Source organism: Streptomyces sp. NPDC020917 (assembly GCF_044333795.1).
Classification (GTDB): Bacteria; Actinomycetota; Actinomycetes; order Streptomycetales; family Streptomycetaceae; genus Actinacidiphila.
On sequence record NZ_JBIRRR010000010.1, the window covers coordinates 24857 to 42870 of the forward strand.

The 18014-nt window shown below is 72.9% G+C and carries 10 protein-coding genes; 3 read left to right on the forward strand and 7 right to left on the reverse strand.

The window, feature by feature from the left end; translation table 11 throughout:
• Window positions 1-30 precede the first annotated feature (30 nt).
• The gene (locus ACH4TG_RS21945; RefSeq protein ID WP_398244093.1) at window positions 31-561 is read right to left on the reverse strand and encodes an Rv3235 family protein; all 531 of its coding nucleotides are present in this window, start codon (window positions 559-561) and stop codon (window positions 31-33) included.
• Window positions 562-700: 139 nt separating this feature from the next.
• Between ACH4TG_RS21945 and ACH4TG_RS21950 the strand changes: the two genes are divergently transcribed.
• The 3 genes from ACH4TG_RS21950 to ACH4TG_RS21960 all read left to right on the forward strand — a co-directional run bounded on the left by ACH4TG_RS21950 (window position 701) and on the right by ACH4TG_RS21960 (window position 7221).
• Window positions 701-1207, forward strand: coding sequence for a DUF6912 family protein (locus ACH4TG_RS21950; RefSeq protein WP_398244094.1), 507 nt, complete (start codon window positions 701-703; stop codon window positions 1205-1207).
• 142 nt (window positions 1208-1349) lie between these two features.
• A complete protein-coding gene (locus ACH4TG_RS21955; RefSeq protein ID WP_398244095.1) occupies window positions 1350-2003 on the forward strand; it encodes an HAD family hydrolase in 654 nt (217 codons plus the stop codon).
• A 262-nt stretch (window positions 2004-2265) separates the two neighbouring features.
• Complete coding sequence (locus tag ACH4TG_RS21960; RefSeq protein WP_398244096.1) at window positions 2266-7221, forward strand: NAD-glutamate dehydrogenase; 4956 nt, start codon at window positions 2266-2268, stop codon at window positions 7219-7221.
• Window positions 7222-7349: 128 nt separating this feature from the next.
• On the opposite strand, the gene ACH4TG_RS21965 is transcribed toward ACH4TG_RS21960, so the two are convergent.
• From ACH4TG_RS21965 to ACH4TG_RS21990, 6 genes are all read right to left on the reverse strand, one after another.
• Window positions 7350-9497, reverse strand: a complete 2148-nt coding sequence (locus tag ACH4TG_RS21965; protein ID WP_398244328.1) for a serine/threonine-protein kinase — start codon at window positions 9495-9497, stop codon at window positions 7350-7352.
• Window positions 9498-9737: 240 nt separating this feature from the next.
• Window positions 9738-11324: a hypothetical protein gene (locus tag ACH4TG_RS21970; RefSeq protein ID WP_398244097.1), complete on the reverse strand. Its 1587-nt coding sequence runs from the start codon at window positions 11322-11324 to the stop codon at window positions 9738-9740.
• Window positions 11312-13525, reverse strand: coding sequence for a hypothetical protein (locus ACH4TG_RS21975; RefSeq protein WP_398244098.1), 2214 nt, complete (start codon window positions 13523-13525; stop codon window positions 11312-11314). The genes ACH4TG_RS21970 and ACH4TG_RS21975 overlap by 13 nt, the downstream gene beginning before the upstream one ends.
• 344 nt (window positions 13526-13869) lie before the next feature.
• Window positions 13870-14799: a carbohydrate ABC transporter permease gene (locus ACH4TG_RS21980; protein WP_398244099.1), complete on the reverse strand. Its 930-nt coding sequence runs from the start codon at window positions 14797-14799 to the stop codon at window positions 13870-13872.
• Window positions 14796-16181: a carbohydrate ABC transporter permease gene (locus ACH4TG_RS21985; RefSeq protein WP_398244100.1), complete on the reverse strand. Its 1386-nt coding sequence runs from the start codon at window positions 16179-16181 to the stop codon at window positions 14796-14798. Before ACH4TG_RS21985 ends, ACH4TG_RS21980 begins: the two co-directional genes overlap by 4 nt.
• 2 nt (window positions 16182-16183) lie before the next feature.
• Complete coding sequence (locus tag ACH4TG_RS21990; protein ID WP_398244101.1) at window positions 16184-17614, reverse strand: ABC transporter substrate-binding protein; 1431 nt, start codon at window positions 17612-17614, stop codon at window positions 16184-16186.
• Window positions 17615-18014: the final 400 nt, after the last annotated feature.

An 18014-nucleotide genomic window follows, 5' to 3' on the forward strand; every position in this document is an offset into this window, starting at 1 on the left:
GGGCCGTTCGCGCGGGGAATCCGGCGGTCCTCACCGCGCCGCCACCTCCGTGCAGCGCCAGCGGGCCCGCCCGTAACCGGGGCCCGACTCGGCGTCGCCGGGTTCCAGGCGGAAGGCCAGAGCCCGGAAGACGTCCCGGTCCAGGGCGACCACCGCGGTCACCTCGAGCGCCCCGCCGTCAGTCCGGAAGAACCGGCAGCGATACACGTACGGGGTAAGGCCGCGGACCTGGCGGCGCCAGTCGGCGCGCGCCGCGTGCAGCTCCCACAGGCGCTGGTACGCCTCGTCCCTGACCCGGCCCGCCAGCCAGGTCAGCGGCTGCCGGCCGGTCAGCACGTCCAGCAGGCGGCCGGCGAACCAGACGTGCGGCGGCAGCGGCCGCGGCGCGGGACGTGCGGCGGCCCCTGGGCGGGCGCCGGGGCGCCGGGTGTCCCGGCGTCCGGGCGGTGCGGTGCGGGTCGGCCTGCGGGCCGCGGGGCCCGGCGGCACCGGCCCTGGCGTGCGGCCCGGCACCGGGCGGGGCTGCGGGCGCGGCTGCGGTGATGTCGTGGTCTCGTGCACGGGTGACCCCCAAAGATCATTTCCGGTCTGCCAGGCCGGTTGTAGGGGGCCGGGGAGCCGCGGGCAAGGACCGGCGGCGCTGCGGCGGGACGCCGCGAGATTCACCTATCAGGCTGGTTGCGCACGTATGCTTCACGCCATGCGCGTGTACATCCCCACCACCCTCGCGGGGCTCGCAGAGGCCCACAAGGCAGGCCACATCGGGCCTGCGCCGCTGGACGCCTTCGCGGTCACGCCGGGGCTGCGCGAGTGGTACGTCTCGGACGACATAGAGGAACTGGAGTACGCGGCGTTGACGCGCGCCGCGCAGTTCTCGCTCCGGCTGCTGGCCGCCCATCCGGACGTCCCGCGGCGGCGCGTGGTGATCGCCGTCGACGTGGCCGACACGGCGGTCGCCCACGACCCGGACCGCGGGCTGGACCCGGGCGTGCTCGGCGAGGTCCGGCTGTCCGGCGAGGTCCGGCTGTCCGAGGCGGCGGCGGTGCACGTCGACGCCGACGACGCGGAGCGGGACGTGCGGGCCGCGGCGGACGCGGTGGGCGCGGCGGACACCGGTGACGACGACGCCCGGTTCACGGTCGACGGTGCCGAGGACCACGAACTCCTCTGGTACGCGACCCAGGAGATCCCGAACCTCATCGGCTGACCTGCGGCTTCAGCCGACCTGCGGCTCCCTCGCTGCCTGACCTGCGGTTTCCTCCACCGCCATGGGCCTTTCCGGCACGGGTCGGCGGAGTTGTCCACAGGCTGGGAACGGGCGGCCGGCGAGTCCGGGTACCTTTCGAGATGTGAACGCGCATCTGGTGTGGGACTGGAACGGCACCCTCTTCCACGACATCGACGCGGTGGTCGAGGCCACCAACGCCTCCTTCGGCGAGATCGGACTGCCGCCGATCACTCTTCAGCGGTACCGCGAGATGTACTGCGTTCCGGTACCCCGGTTCTACGAGCGGCTCATCGGGCGACTGCCCACGGACGACGAGTGGGCGGTCATGGACGCCTCCTTCCACCGGCACTACTGGGCGCTGGCCGAGTCGTGCGGTCTCGCCGAGGGCGCCGCGGACCTGCTGGCCGCGCGCAGCGCCGCCGGGTTCACGCAGTCGCTGTGCTCCCTGGCCCCGCACGACCGGCTGGTGCCGGTCGTCGCCTCGCACGGCATCAGCGGCCACTTCCGGCGGGTGGACGGCCGCACCGACTCCTCCACCGACGGGAAGGCCGTGCAGATGGCCCGCCATCTCGACGCCCTGGGCATCACCGACGCGCGCTCGGTGGTCGTCATAGGCGACGCCCTGGACGACGCGGTGGCGGCCGCGCACGTGGGTGCGCACGCCATCCTCTACACCGGCGGCTCGCACAGCAGGGCCGGACTGGAGACCGCGGGCGTCCCGGTGGTCGACTCCCTGGCCGAAGCCGTCGACCAGGCAGAACGTATAGCCGGCTGAGCCCGGGGCCGGGTTTCTGTCCATTCGGGCCAAAGCTGTGCGGTGCATTTGTACGAAGTCGGCGCATGACAGGCACCCGGGCCGGAGCGATAGCCTTGCTGGGTGATCACTGTTGATCCGTGCACCCGGGGCGAATGCGTGCCTAAGGGCACGACGAACCCCTTTTCCGGCATAGCGTCGTCCCGTAGCGGCAACCCCGCGTCACGGAACGTCGTGCCATCACCCGACGTCACGCAATGGCGCGCGACAGGAGTCAGAGGACATGCAGACCAAGCTGGACGAAGCCAAAGCCGAGCTGCTGGAGCGGGCAGCGCGGGTCGGTGAGAACAGCCCGGCGGGGGGACTTCCCGGCCAGGGCCTCGACGCAGAGGCGCTGACCGCGTTCCTCAAGTGTTACTACCTGCACAGCGCTCCCGAGGACCTGATCGACCGCGACCCGGTCGACGTCTTCGGAGCAGCCGTCTCCCACTACCGGCTCGCGGAGATGCGCCCCCAGGGCACCGCGAACGTCCGGGTGCACACGCCGTCGGTCGAGGAGAACGGGTGGCAGTCCAGCCACACCGTGGTGGAGGTCGTCACCGACGACATGCCCTTCCTCGTCGACTCGGTCACCAGCGCCCTCACCCAGGCGAACCGCGCCATCCACGTCGTCGTCCACCCCCAGTTCCAGGTGCGGCGCGACGTCACCGGCAAGCTGCTGGAGGTGCTCGGCTCCGCCGCCTGCAACCCCGAGGACGCGCCGCCGCCGCACGACCTCCTCGTCGAGTCCTGGATCCACGTCGAGATCGACCGCGAGACCGACCGCGACGACCTCAAGGAGATCACCGCGGAGCTGCGCCGCGTGCTGTCCGACGTGCGCGAGTCCGTCGAGGACTGGTCGAAGATGCGGCAGGCCGCGCTGTCCATCGCCGACGAACTGGCCGCCTCCCCGCCGGACCTGCCCGAGCAGGAGACGGGCGAGGCCTGGGAGTTGCTGCGCTGGCTGTCCGAGGACCACTTCACGTTCCTCGGCTACCGCGAGTACGAACTGGTCGCCGAGGAGGGCCCGGAGGGCGGGGAGGACGTGCTGGTCGCCGTCCCCGGCACGGGCCTGGGCATCCTGCGCTCCGACCCGGTGCACCCCGGCGCCGACAGCACCCACCCCGGGCACCCCAACTCGCCGTCGTTCAGCCGGCTGTCGCCCGACTCCCGGGCCAAGGCGCGCGAGCACCGGCTGCTGATCCTGACCAAGGCCAACAGCCGCTCCACCGTGCACCGGCCGTCCTACCTGGACTACGTCGGCGTCAAGAAGTTCGACGCCGAGGGCAACGTGATCGGCGAGCGCCGCTTCCTGGGCCTGTTCTCGTCGGTGGCCTACACCGAGTCGGTGCGCCGGGTCCCGGTGATCCGCCGCAAGGTCGAGGAGGTGCTGGACCGGGCAGGGTTCTCGCCGGACAGCCACGACGGCCGTGACCTGCTGCAGATCCTGGAAACCTACCCCCGCGACGAGCTGTTCCAGACACCGGTCGACCAGCTGCAGTCGATCGTCACCAGCGTGCTGTACCTGCAGGAGCGCCGGAAGCTGCGGCTGTACCTGCGGCAGGACGAGTACGGGCGCTACTTCTCCGCCCTGGTCTACCTGCCCCGCGACCGCTACACCACCGCGGTGCGGCTGCGGCTGACCAACATCCTCCAGGAGGAACTGGGCGGCCACAGCGCGGACTTCACCGCCTGGAACACCGAGTCGGTGCTGTCCCGGCTGCACTTCGTGATCCGCGTCGACCCCGGCACCCCGCTGCCGGTGATCACCGACGCCGACGTGGAGCGCATCGAGAACCGCCTGTCGGAGGCCACCCGGTCGTGGACCGACGGCTTCACCGAGGCGCTGACCGCCGAGTGCGGCGAGGAGCGCGCGGCCGAGCTGAGCCGCCGCTACGCGGAGGCGTTCCCCGACGGCTACCGCTCCGACTTCACCCCGCGCGCCGCCGTCGCCGACCTCCAGCACATCGAGAGCCTCGGTGCGGACGACTTCACGCTGAGCCTGTACGAGCCGGTCGGGGCCGCGCCCGAGGAGCGGCGCTTCAAGATCTACCGGACCGGCGCGCCCGTCTCGCTGTCCGCGGTGCTGCCGGTGCTGCAGCGGCTGGGCGTCGAGGTGGTCGACGAGCGGCCGTACGAGCTGCGCCGCACCGACAACAGCCGCGCCTGGGTGTACGACTTCGGCCTGCGCCTGGACCCGTCGCTCGGTGACCTCGGGGACGACGCCCGCGAGCGCTTCCAGGCCGCGTTCGCCGCCACCTGGACCGACCGCGCGGAGAACGACGGCTTCAACTCCCTGGTGCTGCGTGCCGGGCTGGACTGGCGGCAGGCGATGGTGCTGCGCGCCTACGCCAAGTACCTGCGCCAGGCCGGCTCGACCTTCAGCCAGGACTACATGGAGGACACCCTCCGCAACAACGTCCACACCACCCGGCTGCTGGTCAACCTCTTCCAGGCCCGGCTGTCGCCCGACCACCAGCGGGCCGGCAGCGAGCTGACCGACGGCATCCTGGAGGAGCTGGACGGCGCTCTGGACCAGGTCGCCAGCCTCGACGAGGACCGCATCCTGCGGTCGTTCCTCACCCTGATCAAGGCGACGCTGCGCACCAACTTCTTCCAGCGGGACGCCGAGGGCGGGTCGCACGCCTACCTGTCGATGAAGTTCGACCCGCAGGCCGTCCCCGACCTGCCGGCGCCCCGCCCGGCGTACGAGATCTGGGTGTACTCGCCGCGCGTCGAGGGCGTGCACCTGCGGTTCGGCAAGGTCGCGCGCGGCGGCCTGCGCTGGTCCGACCGCCGCGAGGACTTCCGCACCGAGGTGCTCGGCCTGGTCAAGGCGCAGATGGTGAAGAACACCGTCATCGTGCCGGTCGGCGCCAAGGGCGGCTTCGTCGGCAAGCGGCTGCCCGACCCCGCGGCCGACCGGGACGCGTGGATGGCCGAGGGCATCGCCTCGTACAAGACGTTCATCTCCGGTCTGCTGGACATCACCGACAACCTGGTGGGCGGCGAGGTCGTGCCGCCCAGGGACGTGGTCCGGCACGACGAGGACGACACCTACCTGGTGGTCGCCGCCGACAAGGGCACCGCGTCGTTCTCCGACATCGCCAACGAGGTCGCGGTCTCCTACGGGTTCTGGCTCGGGGACGCCTTCGCCTCCGGCGGCTCGGTCGGCTACGACCACAAGAAGATGGCCATCACCTCCTCCGGCGCGTGGGAGTCGGTCAAGCGGCACTTCCGCGAGATGGGCCACGACACGCAGGAAGAGGACTTCACGGTCGTCGGCATCGGCGACATGTCCGGTGACGTGTTCGGCAACGGCATGCTGCTGTCGGAGCACATCCGGCTGGTCGCCGCCTTCGACCACCGGCACATCTTCCTCGACCCGCAGCCCGACGCGGCCACCTCGTACGCCGAGCGCCGCCGGCTGTTCGAGCTGCCGCGCTCCTCGTGGGCGGACTACGACACGTCGGTGATCTCCTCGGGCGGCGGCGTCTTCCCGCGCTCGGCCAAGGCGATCCCGATCAACGCGCAGATCAGGGCGGCGCTCGGCATCGAGTCCAGGGCCCCCAAGCTGACGCCGGCCGAGCTGATGAAGGCGATCCTGCAGGCCCCGGTGGACCTGCTGTGGAACGGCGGCATCGGCACCTATGTGAAGGCGTCCACCGAGTCGCAGGCCGACGTCGGCGACAAGGCCAACGACGCGATCCGGATCGACGGTTCGCAGCTGCGGGTCAAGGTGGTCGGCGAGGGCGGCAACCTCGGCTTCACCCAGCTCGGGCGGATCGAGTTCGCCCGCTCCGGCGGCCCCGACGGCAGCGGCGGGCGGATCAACACCGACGCGATCGACAACAGCGCCGGCGTGGACGCCTCCGACCACGAGGTCAACATCAAGATCCTGCTCAACAGCGTCGTCGCCGACGGCGACATGACCGTCAAGCAGCGCAACTCGCTGCTGGCCGAGATGACCCACGAGGTCGGCGACCTGGTGCTGCGCAACAACTACGCGCAGAACGTGGCGCTGGCCAACAGCATGGCGCAGGCCAACAGCCTGCTCCACGCCCACCAGCGGTTCATCCGCCGGCTGGTGCGCGAGGGCAAGCTGGACCGGGGGCTGGAGTTCCTGCCCACCGACCGGCAGATCCGCGAGCGGGCCGCCGCGGGCCAGGGACTGACCCAGCCCGAGATGGCGGTGATCCTCGCCTACGCCAAGATCACGGTGGCCGCCGAGCTGATCGAGACGGATCTGCCCGACGACCCGTATCTGCGGTCGCTGCTGCACGCCTACTTCCCGGTGCCGCTGCGCGAGCGGTTCGCGGAGGCGATCGACACCCACGCGCTGCACCGCGAGATCGTCACCACCGTGCTGGTCAACGACACGGTCAACTCCGGCGGCACCACCTTCCTCCACCGCTTCAAGGAGGAGATCGGGGCGACCACCGAGGAGATCGTGCGGGCGCACACCGCGGCCCGCGTGATCTTCCACCTCGGGCCGATCTGGGACGAGGTCGAGTCGCTGGACAACGCGGTGGCCGCGGACGTGCAGACCCGGATCCGGCTGCATGCGCGGCGGCTGGTGGAGCGCGCCACCCGCTGGCTGCTCAACAACCGGCTGCAGCCGCTGCAGATCGCCGAGACGATCGACTTCTTCGCCGAGGGCGTGGCGACCGTCTGGGCGCAGCTGCCGAAGCTGCTGCAGGGCGCCGACCTGGAGTGGTACCAGTCGGTGCACGACGAGCTGACCGGCGCCGGGGTGCCGGAGGAGCTGGCCACGCAGGTCGCGGGCTTCTCGTCGGCGTTCCCGATCCTGGACATGGTCGACGTCGCCCACCGCACCGGGAACACCCCGCTGGAGGTGGCCGAGGTCTACTTCGACCTCGCCGACCGGCTGCAGATCACCCAGCTGCTGGACCGGATCATCCTGCTGCCCAGGGACGACCGCTGGCAGTCCATGGCGCGGGCGGCCATCCGCGAGGACCTGTTCGCCGCGCACGCCGCCCTCACCGCGGACGTGCTGAGCGCCGGGGAGGCAGGGGCCGCGCCCGAGCAGCGCTACCAGGCCTGGGAGGAGCGGAACGCCGGACTGGTCGGCCGGGCCCGCACGACCCTGGAGGAGATCCAGGGCGCGGAGGAGTTCGACCTGGCGAGCCTGTCGGTGGCGATGCGGACCTTCCGCACGCTGCTGCGCACGCACCGCTGATCCCCTCCGGCCGCGTCGGGCCGGGAGCAGGAGCAGAGCACGTCAGAAGGGGCGGGCCGCACACCACCAGGTGTGCGGCCCGCCCCTTGTCGCGGCATCGGGAGAGCGGGGGAGCGGGCGCCGGGTCGTCAGCCGGAGCCCGGGGACGCGCTCTGGGCGTCCGGCAGCCGCCACACGGTCAGCAGCGTGGTGTAGCTGGGCATCGGCGCGGTCATGCCGGTGTTGTCCGAGGGCGTCTCACCGGTGATCTGCATCATCGCCAGGTTGCCGTCGCCGGTGATCGTGCACAGCACCGAGCCCTTGGTGAAGTACTTGTCCTTGTCCAGGTCGGACTTGTAGATCTCGGTGGGCAGCGCGTCGGCGCCGACTCCGTTCCTGCAGTCCTCGAACGACGTGCCCGCCGACTTCCCGAAGGTGGTCAGGAAGCGCATCGACTCGCCCGCCCAGTCCTGGTACTCGATCTCGAAGCCGTCGGTGTCGCCGATCTGCCCGTTGGGGTCGGCGGTGGCGTGGTCGAGGTCGACATGCGTCCCGCTGTTGAACGACGGCGAGCGCAGGACGAACTTGCGGCTCTGGAACAGCAGGTGCGGGGTGCCGGCGTCGGTGGGTGCCGTGCTGGCCGACGGGTCGCCGGTCTGCTGGCCGTCGTCGGTGGTGGCCGGGGGCTGCGCCGCCGGGCTGGTGGTCTGCGGTGCGTTCGACGCCGTGCCCGTCCCGCCGGACGACCCCTTGGCGTCGTTACCGGAGTTCCCGGCGCCGCGGTGGGCGAAGGCGTAGGTCAGCGTCACGGCCAGGACCAGGGCGATCACCATGCCGCCGATGGCCAGCACCTTGCGGACCGGGCCGCTGGGCCCCGCGGCGGCCCGGTCCGCCGCGTCCGACCGGTCCAGCGGCGGCATCGGCCCCTGGTGACCCGTCATCGCGCCCGGAGGGTAGGGCTGGAAGGAACCCGGCCCGTACGGTGACGGCGCCGGCTGCGGCATCGAAGCGCCGCCCATGGCCGCCGTGCCCGGTGCCATGCCGGACGGGCCGCCCACCATGCCGGTCGCGCCCGGCACCATGCCCGTCGCGGGGCCCGCCGCTCCGCCCGGTATCCCACCCGGGGCCGGGCCTGGGACCGCGCCGGGCGCTCCGCCCGGGGCCGAACCGTGGACCGCGCCCGGGGCGCCGCCCGCCATCCCGGCCGACGGCGGCTGCACGGGCGGCGCCGGAGGGACGACCGGCGGTGCAAGCGGCGCGGCGACCGGAGCCGCGACCGGTGGTGCGTCGGGCACCGTCGGCCGGGACCCCTGGGCCCCGTCCGCACTCGCACCCGCACCCGCACCCGAACCCGCCGCGCCCTCCGGCGCGGGAGGATGCGCCGCGGCCTCCTCCCGCTCGCCGATCTCCGCCGCGACCGCCTCCGGCAGCCAGCCCGCGAAGTCCCGCAGCGGACGCCCCGCGGCCTGCTCGCACAGCTCGGCGAGTTCGGCGGGGGAGGGCCGGTCGTCCGGCTCCGGGGCCAGGCACCGCTCCAGCAGCGGGCGCAGCAGGTCCGGGTAGCCGGACAGGTCCGGCGGCCGCATCGCGGAGTTCGCGATCTTCGTGGCGAGGGTGATCGCGCCCGCGGCCCCGTACGGGTGGCGGCCCGTCGCGGCGACGGCGGCGATCAGGCCGAGCGAGAAGAGGTCGGTGGCGGGGGTGAGGTCGAGTCCGTTGGCGTGCTCGGGCGACATGAACTGCGGGGTGCCGATGAGGCCGCCGCTGCGGGTGAGCTGCGTGGAGTCCGCGGCCCGCGCGATGCCGAAGTCGATGACCCACGGGCCGTTGGCGGCCAGCAGGATGTTGCTGGGCTTCAGGTCGCGGTGGATGACGCCGGCCGCGTGCACCGCGCGCAGCGCCTCCGCCGTGCAGCCCACCAGTTGCAGCACCGCGGGCAGCGGCAGGGCGCCGTGCCGGGACAGCGCCTCGTCCAGGGGCAGTCCGGGCACGTAGCTGGTGGCGAGCCACGGCTGGTCGCCGGTGGTGTCGTGGTCGACGACCGGCACCACGTGGAAGCCCTGCACGCGCCGCGCCGCCTGCACCTCCTGCTGGAACCGCCGCCGGAACTCCTCGTCCCGCGCGTACTCCCGCCGGATCACCTTCAGTGCGACGGGCTGGCCGCCGCGGGTGTGGGAGAGGTAGACGGTCCCCATGCCGCCCTCGCCGATCCGCGCGAGGAGCCGGTACCCGGCCTGGTCGCGCGGGTCGTGGGAACCCAGCGGCTGGAGCGGACTGGCGTCATCGTGGCTGGCGATCTCGGCACCCCCCGGTAGGCGAACGAGGCACGATCGTATCCGTGCACCGCCCGCTCCCCGGCCCGCGGTCCCCAAGTCGTCGCCCGATCACAGGAGTTCTGTGACGAGCCCGTCGCTTTGCCGCACCGGAGCGGCGCCGGGCGGGCTCCCGAGGCGCGTCGCTCGCCCTCATCCGCGTGCCGCGAACCAGGTTCCCACCGCGTGCCGTTCACCTCGATCGGCGCGCCCGGGCAGGGGCCCTCACCCGGCGTGCAGGTGCACCAGTGTCTCCCCGGTGGCGGTGTTCCGCGCCGCCACCGCGCCCTGGTACGGCACGTGTTCGCCCCGGCCGAGCAGCAGCCACCCCACCTCGTAGCGGCGGACCACAGCCCGGCGCGCGGCGGCCGAGGTACTGGGGTCGAAGTACGAACTCACCGCGACCGAGCGGCGGTTGCGGTCGGCTACGGTGGTCGACGGGTCGGGCCAGGCGGGCCAGACGGTGTACAGCCCGAACGCGGGCAGGATGTGCGAGGACTGGTACCCGTCGGTGAGCACCACGGCCCCTGCCGGGACGCGGTCGGCGACCCACCGATAGTCGTTCCAGGGTGCCGGCCGGGTGAGCGCGGGCAGCACGCCGCGCGGCAGCACCGAGCCGGCCTGCGTGGTGAACGCCACGCACAGCGCCCCGACGGCCAGCGGCGCCAGCAGCGCGCGCAGCCGGGTCCACGGCGGGATCTCGGCCAGCTCCACGGCCAGCGCGAACTGCAGAGGCACCAGCAGCAGTCCGAACACCCGCCCGTAGGTGTAGTGCCCGCTGATCCACCCGTAGCCGGCGATCGCGCAGTCCGCGCAGAACATCAGCACCAGCGGGTCGCGCCAGCGCCGCCGCGCCCGCCAGGCGAGCGCGGGCAGCCCGGCGAGCGCCAGGCCGTACCAGGGCAGCAACTGCTCGTAGAGTCTGCGGTGGACGGCGTCCACGGTGGTGTCGCCGGCGAGCGAGAAGACGTCGAAGTACGGCCAGGCGGCGGCCACCCCGAGCGCGACGGCCAGGGTGACCGCCCAGGTGGCGGCCGTGCGCCGGGTCCAGATCCGCTGCCGACCCACGACCGTGGCCGCCACGCCGGTCGCCGCCGCGAGCGCGGTGATCGGGTGGATGAGCAGCAGCGTCCCGCCGAGCGCGCCGAGCCCGGCGTGCGCCCACCAACTGCCGCCGCGCCGCACCACCCGGTCCGTCCACGCCCACAGCAGGAACGTCAGCCCGACCGCGAACGTGCTGGGGTACGGCGCCACTTGGGACAGCGAGGACAGCCCGCAGAAGCCGCTCCAGAACGACGGCTGCCAGCCCCACAGCAGGGTGAACGCCGCGAGCGCGTACACCGGCGCGAGCGGGCGCCTGCTGAGCGTGCGGGCGTAGATCCCGACGCCGGCCACCAGTACGGCCAGGTTCAGCAGCCCGCTCCAGCGCAGCGCCTCCCAGGCCGCGGCGCCGGTCGCCCGGGCGGCGAAGCCCAGGGCCACCAGGTAGGGGGAGAAGTAGGGGCTGCCGTGGCCCGGTTCCTTGATCACCGGGTTCGCCGGGTGGCGCCAGTTCTTGCTGATCCGCTCGACGGCCGCCGCGTTCTGCCCGAAGTCGCCGCCGATCGGCGTGTGGAACACCACGATCGCCAGCACCAGCCAGAACAGCGCGCCGTACACCAGGTACGGTGCGTTGCGCCGCAGCGCCGCGGTGACCTGCAGCCGCCCCGTGGCGAGGGGCCGCGGGCCGAGCGCCCCGGGGGTGGCGCCGGCCGTGCCCGGCGTTCTCGGCGTGCGCGCCGTTCTGGCCGTTCTCGCCGTCAGCCGCGGCACAGCACACGCTCCGCCTGGACCGGGTCGGCGGGGAAGCGGAAGCCGGTGCGGGACCAGGAGCCCCTCAGGTTCTCCCAGAACCGCTCCGGGGTCATCGGCGCCCGCACCGAGCGCTGCAGTTCGGCGAGCCGGCCGCAGCTCAGCGCGTGCCGGGCCGCGGCGACGCGTGCGGGGTCCAGTCCCTGCGGCAGCGGCGTGCCGGGATCGGTGTAGTCGGCGACGATCCAGGCCGGGTCGAGCGGCTTCTCGTGACCGGACCGGCCGGCGGTGCTGCCGGGCGGCCGCGCCTGGTGGGCGGCGAGCGGGTAGGCCAGGCCGAGCGGGTCGACGGCGGTGGCGTCGAGCGGGGTGACGATGCCGTTGTAGCCGAGGAGTCCGTAGCTGCCGGCGAGCCGGGTGCGGAAGCGGGCGGCCAGCGGGAGCGACACGAACCGGCCGCCGTCGGCCGGGGTCTGGAGCAGCAGCACCGGCTTCCCAGCGTTCTCGGCGGCGAGTTCGGCGGGCAGCAGCGGGGTGACCCGGCGGGCGTGGGACATCTCGGTGACCGGGTGCGGGCCGGCGGACGCGGTGTACGCGGCCTGCTCGTCGATGATCGGATAGGGGCTGCCGCTCGACGCCGGCGGCCGCCACAGCAGGGCGCACAGCACCGCCCAGATCGCCACGACCGCGGTGGCGGCACCGGTGAGGCGGCCCAGCGGCGCCGCGCACAGCGGCAGCATGAGGAGCAGCAGGCCCGGCAGCAGCATCCGGCCGTGCATGGAGTCGCCGCCGACCCGGCACACGTACAGGCAGGACAGCAGCCCGGCGACGGGCGGGGCGAGCAGTTCGGGGCGCAGCATCCGGCGCGGGGCCTGCACGGCGACGACGGCCAGCACGGCGAGCGGCATCCACAGGCGGTACGGGTCGGCGAAGTCGGTGACGTACGCCAGGCCGCGGCCCCACAGCGCGCCGGCCGCCTCGTTAGTGACGGCGGGCAGCGGGACCAGCACCCCGTAGTAGCCGGCCCGGAAGACCTCGTAGGCGGCGGGCAGCGCCGCCGCGGCCAGCAGCAGACCCGCGGCGCGCAGCGGGCGCGGGCGCAGCACGGCGAGCAGCGCGGCCAGGAACACCACGGTGACCAGGCCGAGTTCGGGCCGGACCAGCGGGCCGAGCCCGATGACGACCGCCGCGGCGTATCCGCGGGGGCGGCCGGCCCCGGCGGCCGCGGCGGTGCGGGCGCCGCGCACCAGGCGCGGGGTCGTGCCGCGCCCGGTGGCCCGGACGCCCGCCGGGGCGCGGCGCGTCGGCCCGAAGCCGGTCAGGCTGTCCGGCGGCCCGCCGCGTCCCGGTTCACCGCGCACCGCGCCGCCGCTCCCCGACGTCACGAGGACCGGTGCGCCGAAGGACGGATAGGTGAAGGCCGGATCACCGAACGGCGGTTCGGCGGCGGCCGGATCACCGAACGGCGGTTCGGCGGCGGCCGGGGCGGCGAACGGCGGGGCGGTGGAGGCCGGATCACCGAACGGCGGGGCGAAGGAGGCACGGGCTCCGAACGGTGGTCCGGTGGAGGCCGGATCACCGAACGGCGGTTCGGTGGCGGCAGGGGCACCGAACGGCGGGGCGGCGAAGGCCGGGGTGGCGGCCGGCGCCGCGTCCGTGCCGGTCGCCGTGGTCCCCGGACCGCGTGAGACGACCAGGTACCACCAGGCCAGCGCGATCCAGCCGGTCGCCAGGCCGTTCTCCAGGCCCGAGGAGGCGTAGTCCCAGTCGGCCTTGATGGCCAGCAGCACCAGCATGCCCACCGGGAGCAGCGGCGCCGCGGTCAGCGGGCGCATCGCCTTGCGGGCGGCGGCGACGGCGAGCGCGTAGCCGACGCCGGTGAACAGCACGCCCAGCGTGGCCGCGACGACCGAGGGCTCCTTGCCGGAGACGAAGGAGCAGGCGGCGAGCAGCCACTGCCAGAGGGCGCCGGTGGACGCCTCGGCGCGCTCCCCGGAGTTGAACACCGGGCCGTTCCCGGCGAGGATCTCGCGGACGGTGCGGCCGTAGACCATGCCGTCGTCGCCGACCCAGCGCTGCCGCCAGCCGAGTACCGTCACGATCAGCGCGGGCACACCCACGATCAGGGCCTCGCGCAGCCGGCCGCGGAGCAGCAGCGCGCTGCCGGCCCGGCTGGGGAGCCAGGGTTGCCGCGCCTCCGTGGCCAGATCGTGCGATGTCATGACAACTCCTGATTCCCGCAGCTTCGGAATCAGCGTGCCAAAGGCTCATCTGGTCATCGGGCCGCCACGCGGACGGCGGTGCGGGGGTAGGCCACCTGGCAGACGGCCCGGCACCCCGGCGCCCGTGCGGCCGTCGGCCCGGCCACCCGCGCGGGCCGCGCTCCGTCCGGCGCAAGGTCCCCCCCGCGCAAGGCCAGGCGTAGGGCCCCCGCAACGTCCGCCGGCCCCCCGGCCCCCGTACTCGCCGCCGCGTCCGCGGGGCAGCAGAAAGCGGGGGCGCCGCGCTGCCTCGGCACCCCCGCCGTCCTGGTCGGGCGGCGTGTGCCGCCCCCGCTCGCCCCGGGCTACTTGACGGCGCCCGCCATCACCCCGGACACGAACTGCCGCTGGAAGGCGAAGAACACCGCCAGCGGGATCACCATCGACACGAACGCGCCGGGCGCGAGGATGTCGATGTTGTTGCCGAACTGCCGGACCTGCTGCTGCAGGGCCACGGTGATCGGCTGCGAGTCGCTGTTGGTGAAGATCAGCGCCACCAGCATGTCGTTCCAGACCCACAGGAACTGGAAGATGCCCAGCGAGGCGATCGCCGGTCCGCCCAGCGGCATCACCACCCGCACGAACAGCCGCAGCTCGCCCGCGCCGTCCAGGCGGGCCGCCTCCAGCAGCTCGCGCGGGATCTCCGCGAAGAAGTTCCGCAGCAGGAAGATCGCGAAGGGCAGCCCGAACGCGGTGTGGAAGAGGACCACGCCCGTGATGTCGCCGAAGATGCCCAGGTCGCCGAAGAGCTTGGCGACCGGCACCAGCGCCACCTGCACCGGCACCACCAGCAGCGCCACCACGCCCATGAACCACCAGTCCCGGCCGGGGAAGTCCATCCAGGCGAACGCGTAGCCGCCCAGGGACCCGATCACCACGACCAGCAGCGTGGCCGGGACGGTGATCAGCACGGTGTTCCACAGCGAGTCGGTGATCGCGCTGTTGCTCAGCAGCGTGTGGTAGTTGGTGAAGGTCAGCTGCGACGGCGAGGTGAACACCTTCCACCAGCCGCTCGCCGTGATGTCGGTCGGCGAGCGCAGGCTGGACAGCAGCAGCCCGACCGTCGGCAGCAGCCAGAACAGCGCCACCACCAGCAGGAAGATCCGCAGCACGCCACCCGTGGTGCTTGCCGCCAGCCGGCTCGCCAGCCCCGGGCGTCCCCGCCCCTCACCGACCTTCTCGGCGGCCCTGCCGGGGGCGGTGACCGCACCGCCCGTTGTCGCGTCCGCGCTCATCGCCGTCCCTCCCTGCGCAGCCGGCGGATGTTGACGATCATGACCGGCAGCACCAGCAGGAGCAGGATCACGCCGATCGCGCTGCCGACGCCCTGGTTGTTGCCGCCGCCGAACGACGACAGGTACAGCTGCAGCGCCAGCACGTTGGCGTTCTCCTGGGTCTGGCCGGGCGCGATGATGTACACGAGGTCGAAGATCTTCAGCACGTTGATCATCAACGTGACCATGACGACGACCAGCACCGGCGCCAGCAGCGGGACGGTGATGCGGCGGAACACGTGCCACTCGTTGGCGCCGTCCACCCGTGCCTGCTCCAGCAGCTCCCGCGGGACGCCGGCCAGGCCGGCCGCGATGAGCACCATCGCGAAGCCCGCCCACATCCAGATGTAGCTGGCGATGATCGACGGGGTCACCAGATTCGGGCCGAGCCAGTTGATGCCGTTGTACTTCTCGGCGAAGTTGGACGCGGGCAGCCGTAGTTGGGCGCCCGCGGCGGAGGCCGGCAGCCGGTAGGTGCCGTCCTTGCCGGACTTGGCGGACGCCACCACCTTCCCGTCCTTGACCGCCTGCACCTTCACCCCGGACAGCGCCTTCTCGCCGGGGTCGATGACCCCGGGCTTACCGGTGCCGCCAGGCCGGAAGTCCAGCCAGACGGTGCCGGTCACCGCGTCCGGGCTGGTCGCCGCCGGCTTGGCCTGCTGGGCGCCGGCGGGCACCTTGTTCTGCGGGATGCCCACCAGCGGCAGGTCGTCCGGAGTGCCCACGCTCGCCGTCGACTTCGACGTGTACGAGCCGCCGGCGGTCGGCGCCAGATCGCTGTTGGGCCGTGGCCGGGCGCCCGGATACGCCGCGTTGCTGGTGAACGTGTCGTGCACGGCGACCACCACCGCGTTCGCCACCCCGCGCGACGGGTCCTGGTCGTACACCAGGCGGAAGATGATGCCGGCGGCCAGCATGGAGATCGCCATCGGCATGAAGACGATCAGCTTGAACGCCGTTCCCCAGCGCACCCGTTCGGTGAGCACGGCGAACACCAGGCCCAGCGCGGTCGCCACGGTCGGCGCGACCACCACCCAGATCGCGTTGTTGCGGACCGCGGTGAGGATGCCGTGGTCGGTGAAGACGGTGCCGAAGTTCTTCAGGCCGACGAAGCCGCTGCCGTCGGCGTCGTAGAGGCTGCGGTGGACGGTGAAGACGATCGGATAGACCACCAGCGCGCCCAGCAGGACCAGCGCGGGCAGCAGGAACAGCGCGGCCACCCACGGCGGCGTGCCCATGATGCTGCGGCGGGGGCCGGCGCCGGGTCCCTTGGCGGGACCCGGCGTGACCGGGGCGGCGGCCGCGCCGCCGCCCCCCGCCCCCGGAAGGGAGGCGTCAGCCATGCTCAGCTCCCGTACGCCTTGGCCGCGTCGGCCTCGAGCTTGGCCTGGGCGCCGGCGACGTCCGACGGCTTGGCGAGGAAGTCCTGGAGGTCCTTCCACTCGCCCTGGCCCTTGGTGCCGCCGAAGGCCGCCGGGGCCTGGTCCGACATGTCGAACCGGAAGTCGTCGCCGGAGGAGATCAGCGCCTTGGCGATGTTCCGCTGCACGTCGTCCGGGTACGCGGAGAAGTCCAGCGACTTGTTCGGCGAGAGGTAACCGCCGCCCGACGCCCAGATCTTGGCCGCGTCCGTGGAGCCGATGAAGGTCAGCAGCGCCTGCGCGCCGGGGGAGTCCTTCATGGCGACCGCCACGTCACCACCGCTGACCACCGGCGGCTTGCCGGTGCCCACCGCGGGGAACGGGAACACCTTCGCGTCGGTGCCCACCTTCGCCTTGGTGTTGCCCGAGATGAACGCGGAGACGAAGTCGCCCTCGTAGACCATCGCGGCCGGCGTGCTGCCGGTGAACACCTGGGTGACCGACTTCGGGAAGTCGGCGGCCAGCGCGCCGCGCGTCCCGCCCGCGATCAGGTCCTTGTTGCCGAGCAGCTGCCCCAGCGTGGTCAGCGCCGTCTTCACCGACGGGTCCGTCCACTTGATGGTGTGCGCGGCGAGCTTGTCGTACATGTCAGGACCGGCCTGGGACAGGTAGATGTTCTCGAACCAGTCCGTCAGGGTCCAGCCGTCCGCGCCGCCGATGGATACCGGCGGGGTGCCCGACTCGAAGACGGTCTCCGCGGTCTTCAGGAAGTCGGCCCACGTCTTGGGCTCGGTGGCGCCCGCGTTGGCGAACGCCTTGGCGTTGTACCAGATCAGCGACTTGTTGGAGACCTTGGCGTAAATGCCGTACTGCTTGCCCTTCCAAGCGCCGAGCTTCTGCCACCCGGGCGAGAAGTTCTGGGTCAGCTGCGCCTGGGCGGCCGAACCCAGCGGCTTGACCCAGCCCTTGTCGGCGAACTGGTGCAGCACGCCGTTCTGGGCGAGGAACGCCACGTCCGGCGGGGCGCCGCCCTCGATCTTGGTGCCGAGGAAGGTCGACTGGCTGTCGCCGGTCGGCACGTAGGAGGTCTTGGCGCCGGTGCGCTTGTCGAACTCCTTGAGGACCCGCATGAAGTTGGCCTGCTCCGGGCCGGTCCACACGGCGGCCACCTCAAGCTTCTGGCCATGCAGATCGGGCAGTTGGAGCGAGGAACCGCTGCCGCTGGCGGAGGACGACGGCGAACTGGAGCTGTTCCCGTCCTTCTTGCTGCCGTCACTGCTGCTGCACGCGGCGGCAGTCAGCGCGAGGGCGGACGCCGCGACCGCGGCGAGCGCTATGCGCGTAGTGCGGCGCACGGAGTGGTGCGCCGTCTTCGTCTCAAAGCTGCTGTCCTTGCGCGTGGTTAACGAAAGCATTTAGCCATCTCCTCAGTCCCGTGGCGTATGTCCTACGCCCCGGCGAACGGCGCTCGCAAGGGCGCGCACAGCTGCGTGACAGCGATCGTGACCATGCCGTGATCTTGGCGCAAAACCCGTTTTTTCAGGGAAGTTGTGAATCCGGAACGGGGGCGTGCGCGGGCGGACGCGGGCACGGGGGAGCCGGCTGGAACCGGCCGTCCGCGGGCGCCCGCGCTGGGCTGCGGCGTTGCGGGACGGCCGCCCGCACTGGGAAGCACCCGAGCCGGGGCGGCCCGCGCGCGCCGGCCGCGGCCGCGGGCGGCGGTGCCGCGTCGGGGGTCCGGGGCGCCGCGTTGTTGCCGAGTCGATTGCCGATCTGCCGGTTGCCGCCGCAGCCCGCAGCCCGCAGGAGGCGGTG

Excerpts from the sequence above, each read along its gene's own strand:
- ACH4TG_RS21950 (WP_398244094.1), top strand. The coding sequence starts at position 701 with ATGCGCGTGTACATCCCCACCACCCTCGCGGGGCTCGCAGAGGCCCAC.
- ACH4TG_RS21960 (WP_398244096.1), top strand. The coding sequence starts at position 2,266 with ATGCAGACCAAGCTGGACGAAGCCAAAGCCGAGCTGCTGGAGCGGGCA.
- ACH4TG_RS21975 (WP_398244098.1), bottom strand. The coding sequence starts at position 13,525 with ATGACATCGCACGATCTGGCCACGGAGGCGCGGCAACCCTGGCTCCCC.
- ACH4TG_RS21980 (WP_398244099.1), bottom strand. The coding sequence starts at position 14,799 with ATGAGCGCGGACGCGACAACGGGCGGTGCGGTCACCGCCCCCGGCAGG.
- ACH4TG_RS21985 (WP_398244100.1), bottom strand. The coding sequence starts at position 16,181 with ATGGCTGACGCCTCCCTTCCGGGGGCGGGGGGCGGCGGCGCGGCCGCC.
- ACH4TG_RS21990 (WP_398244101.1), bottom strand. The coding sequence starts at position 17,614 with ATGCTTTCGTTAACCACGCGCAAGGACAGCAGCTTTGAGACGAAGACG.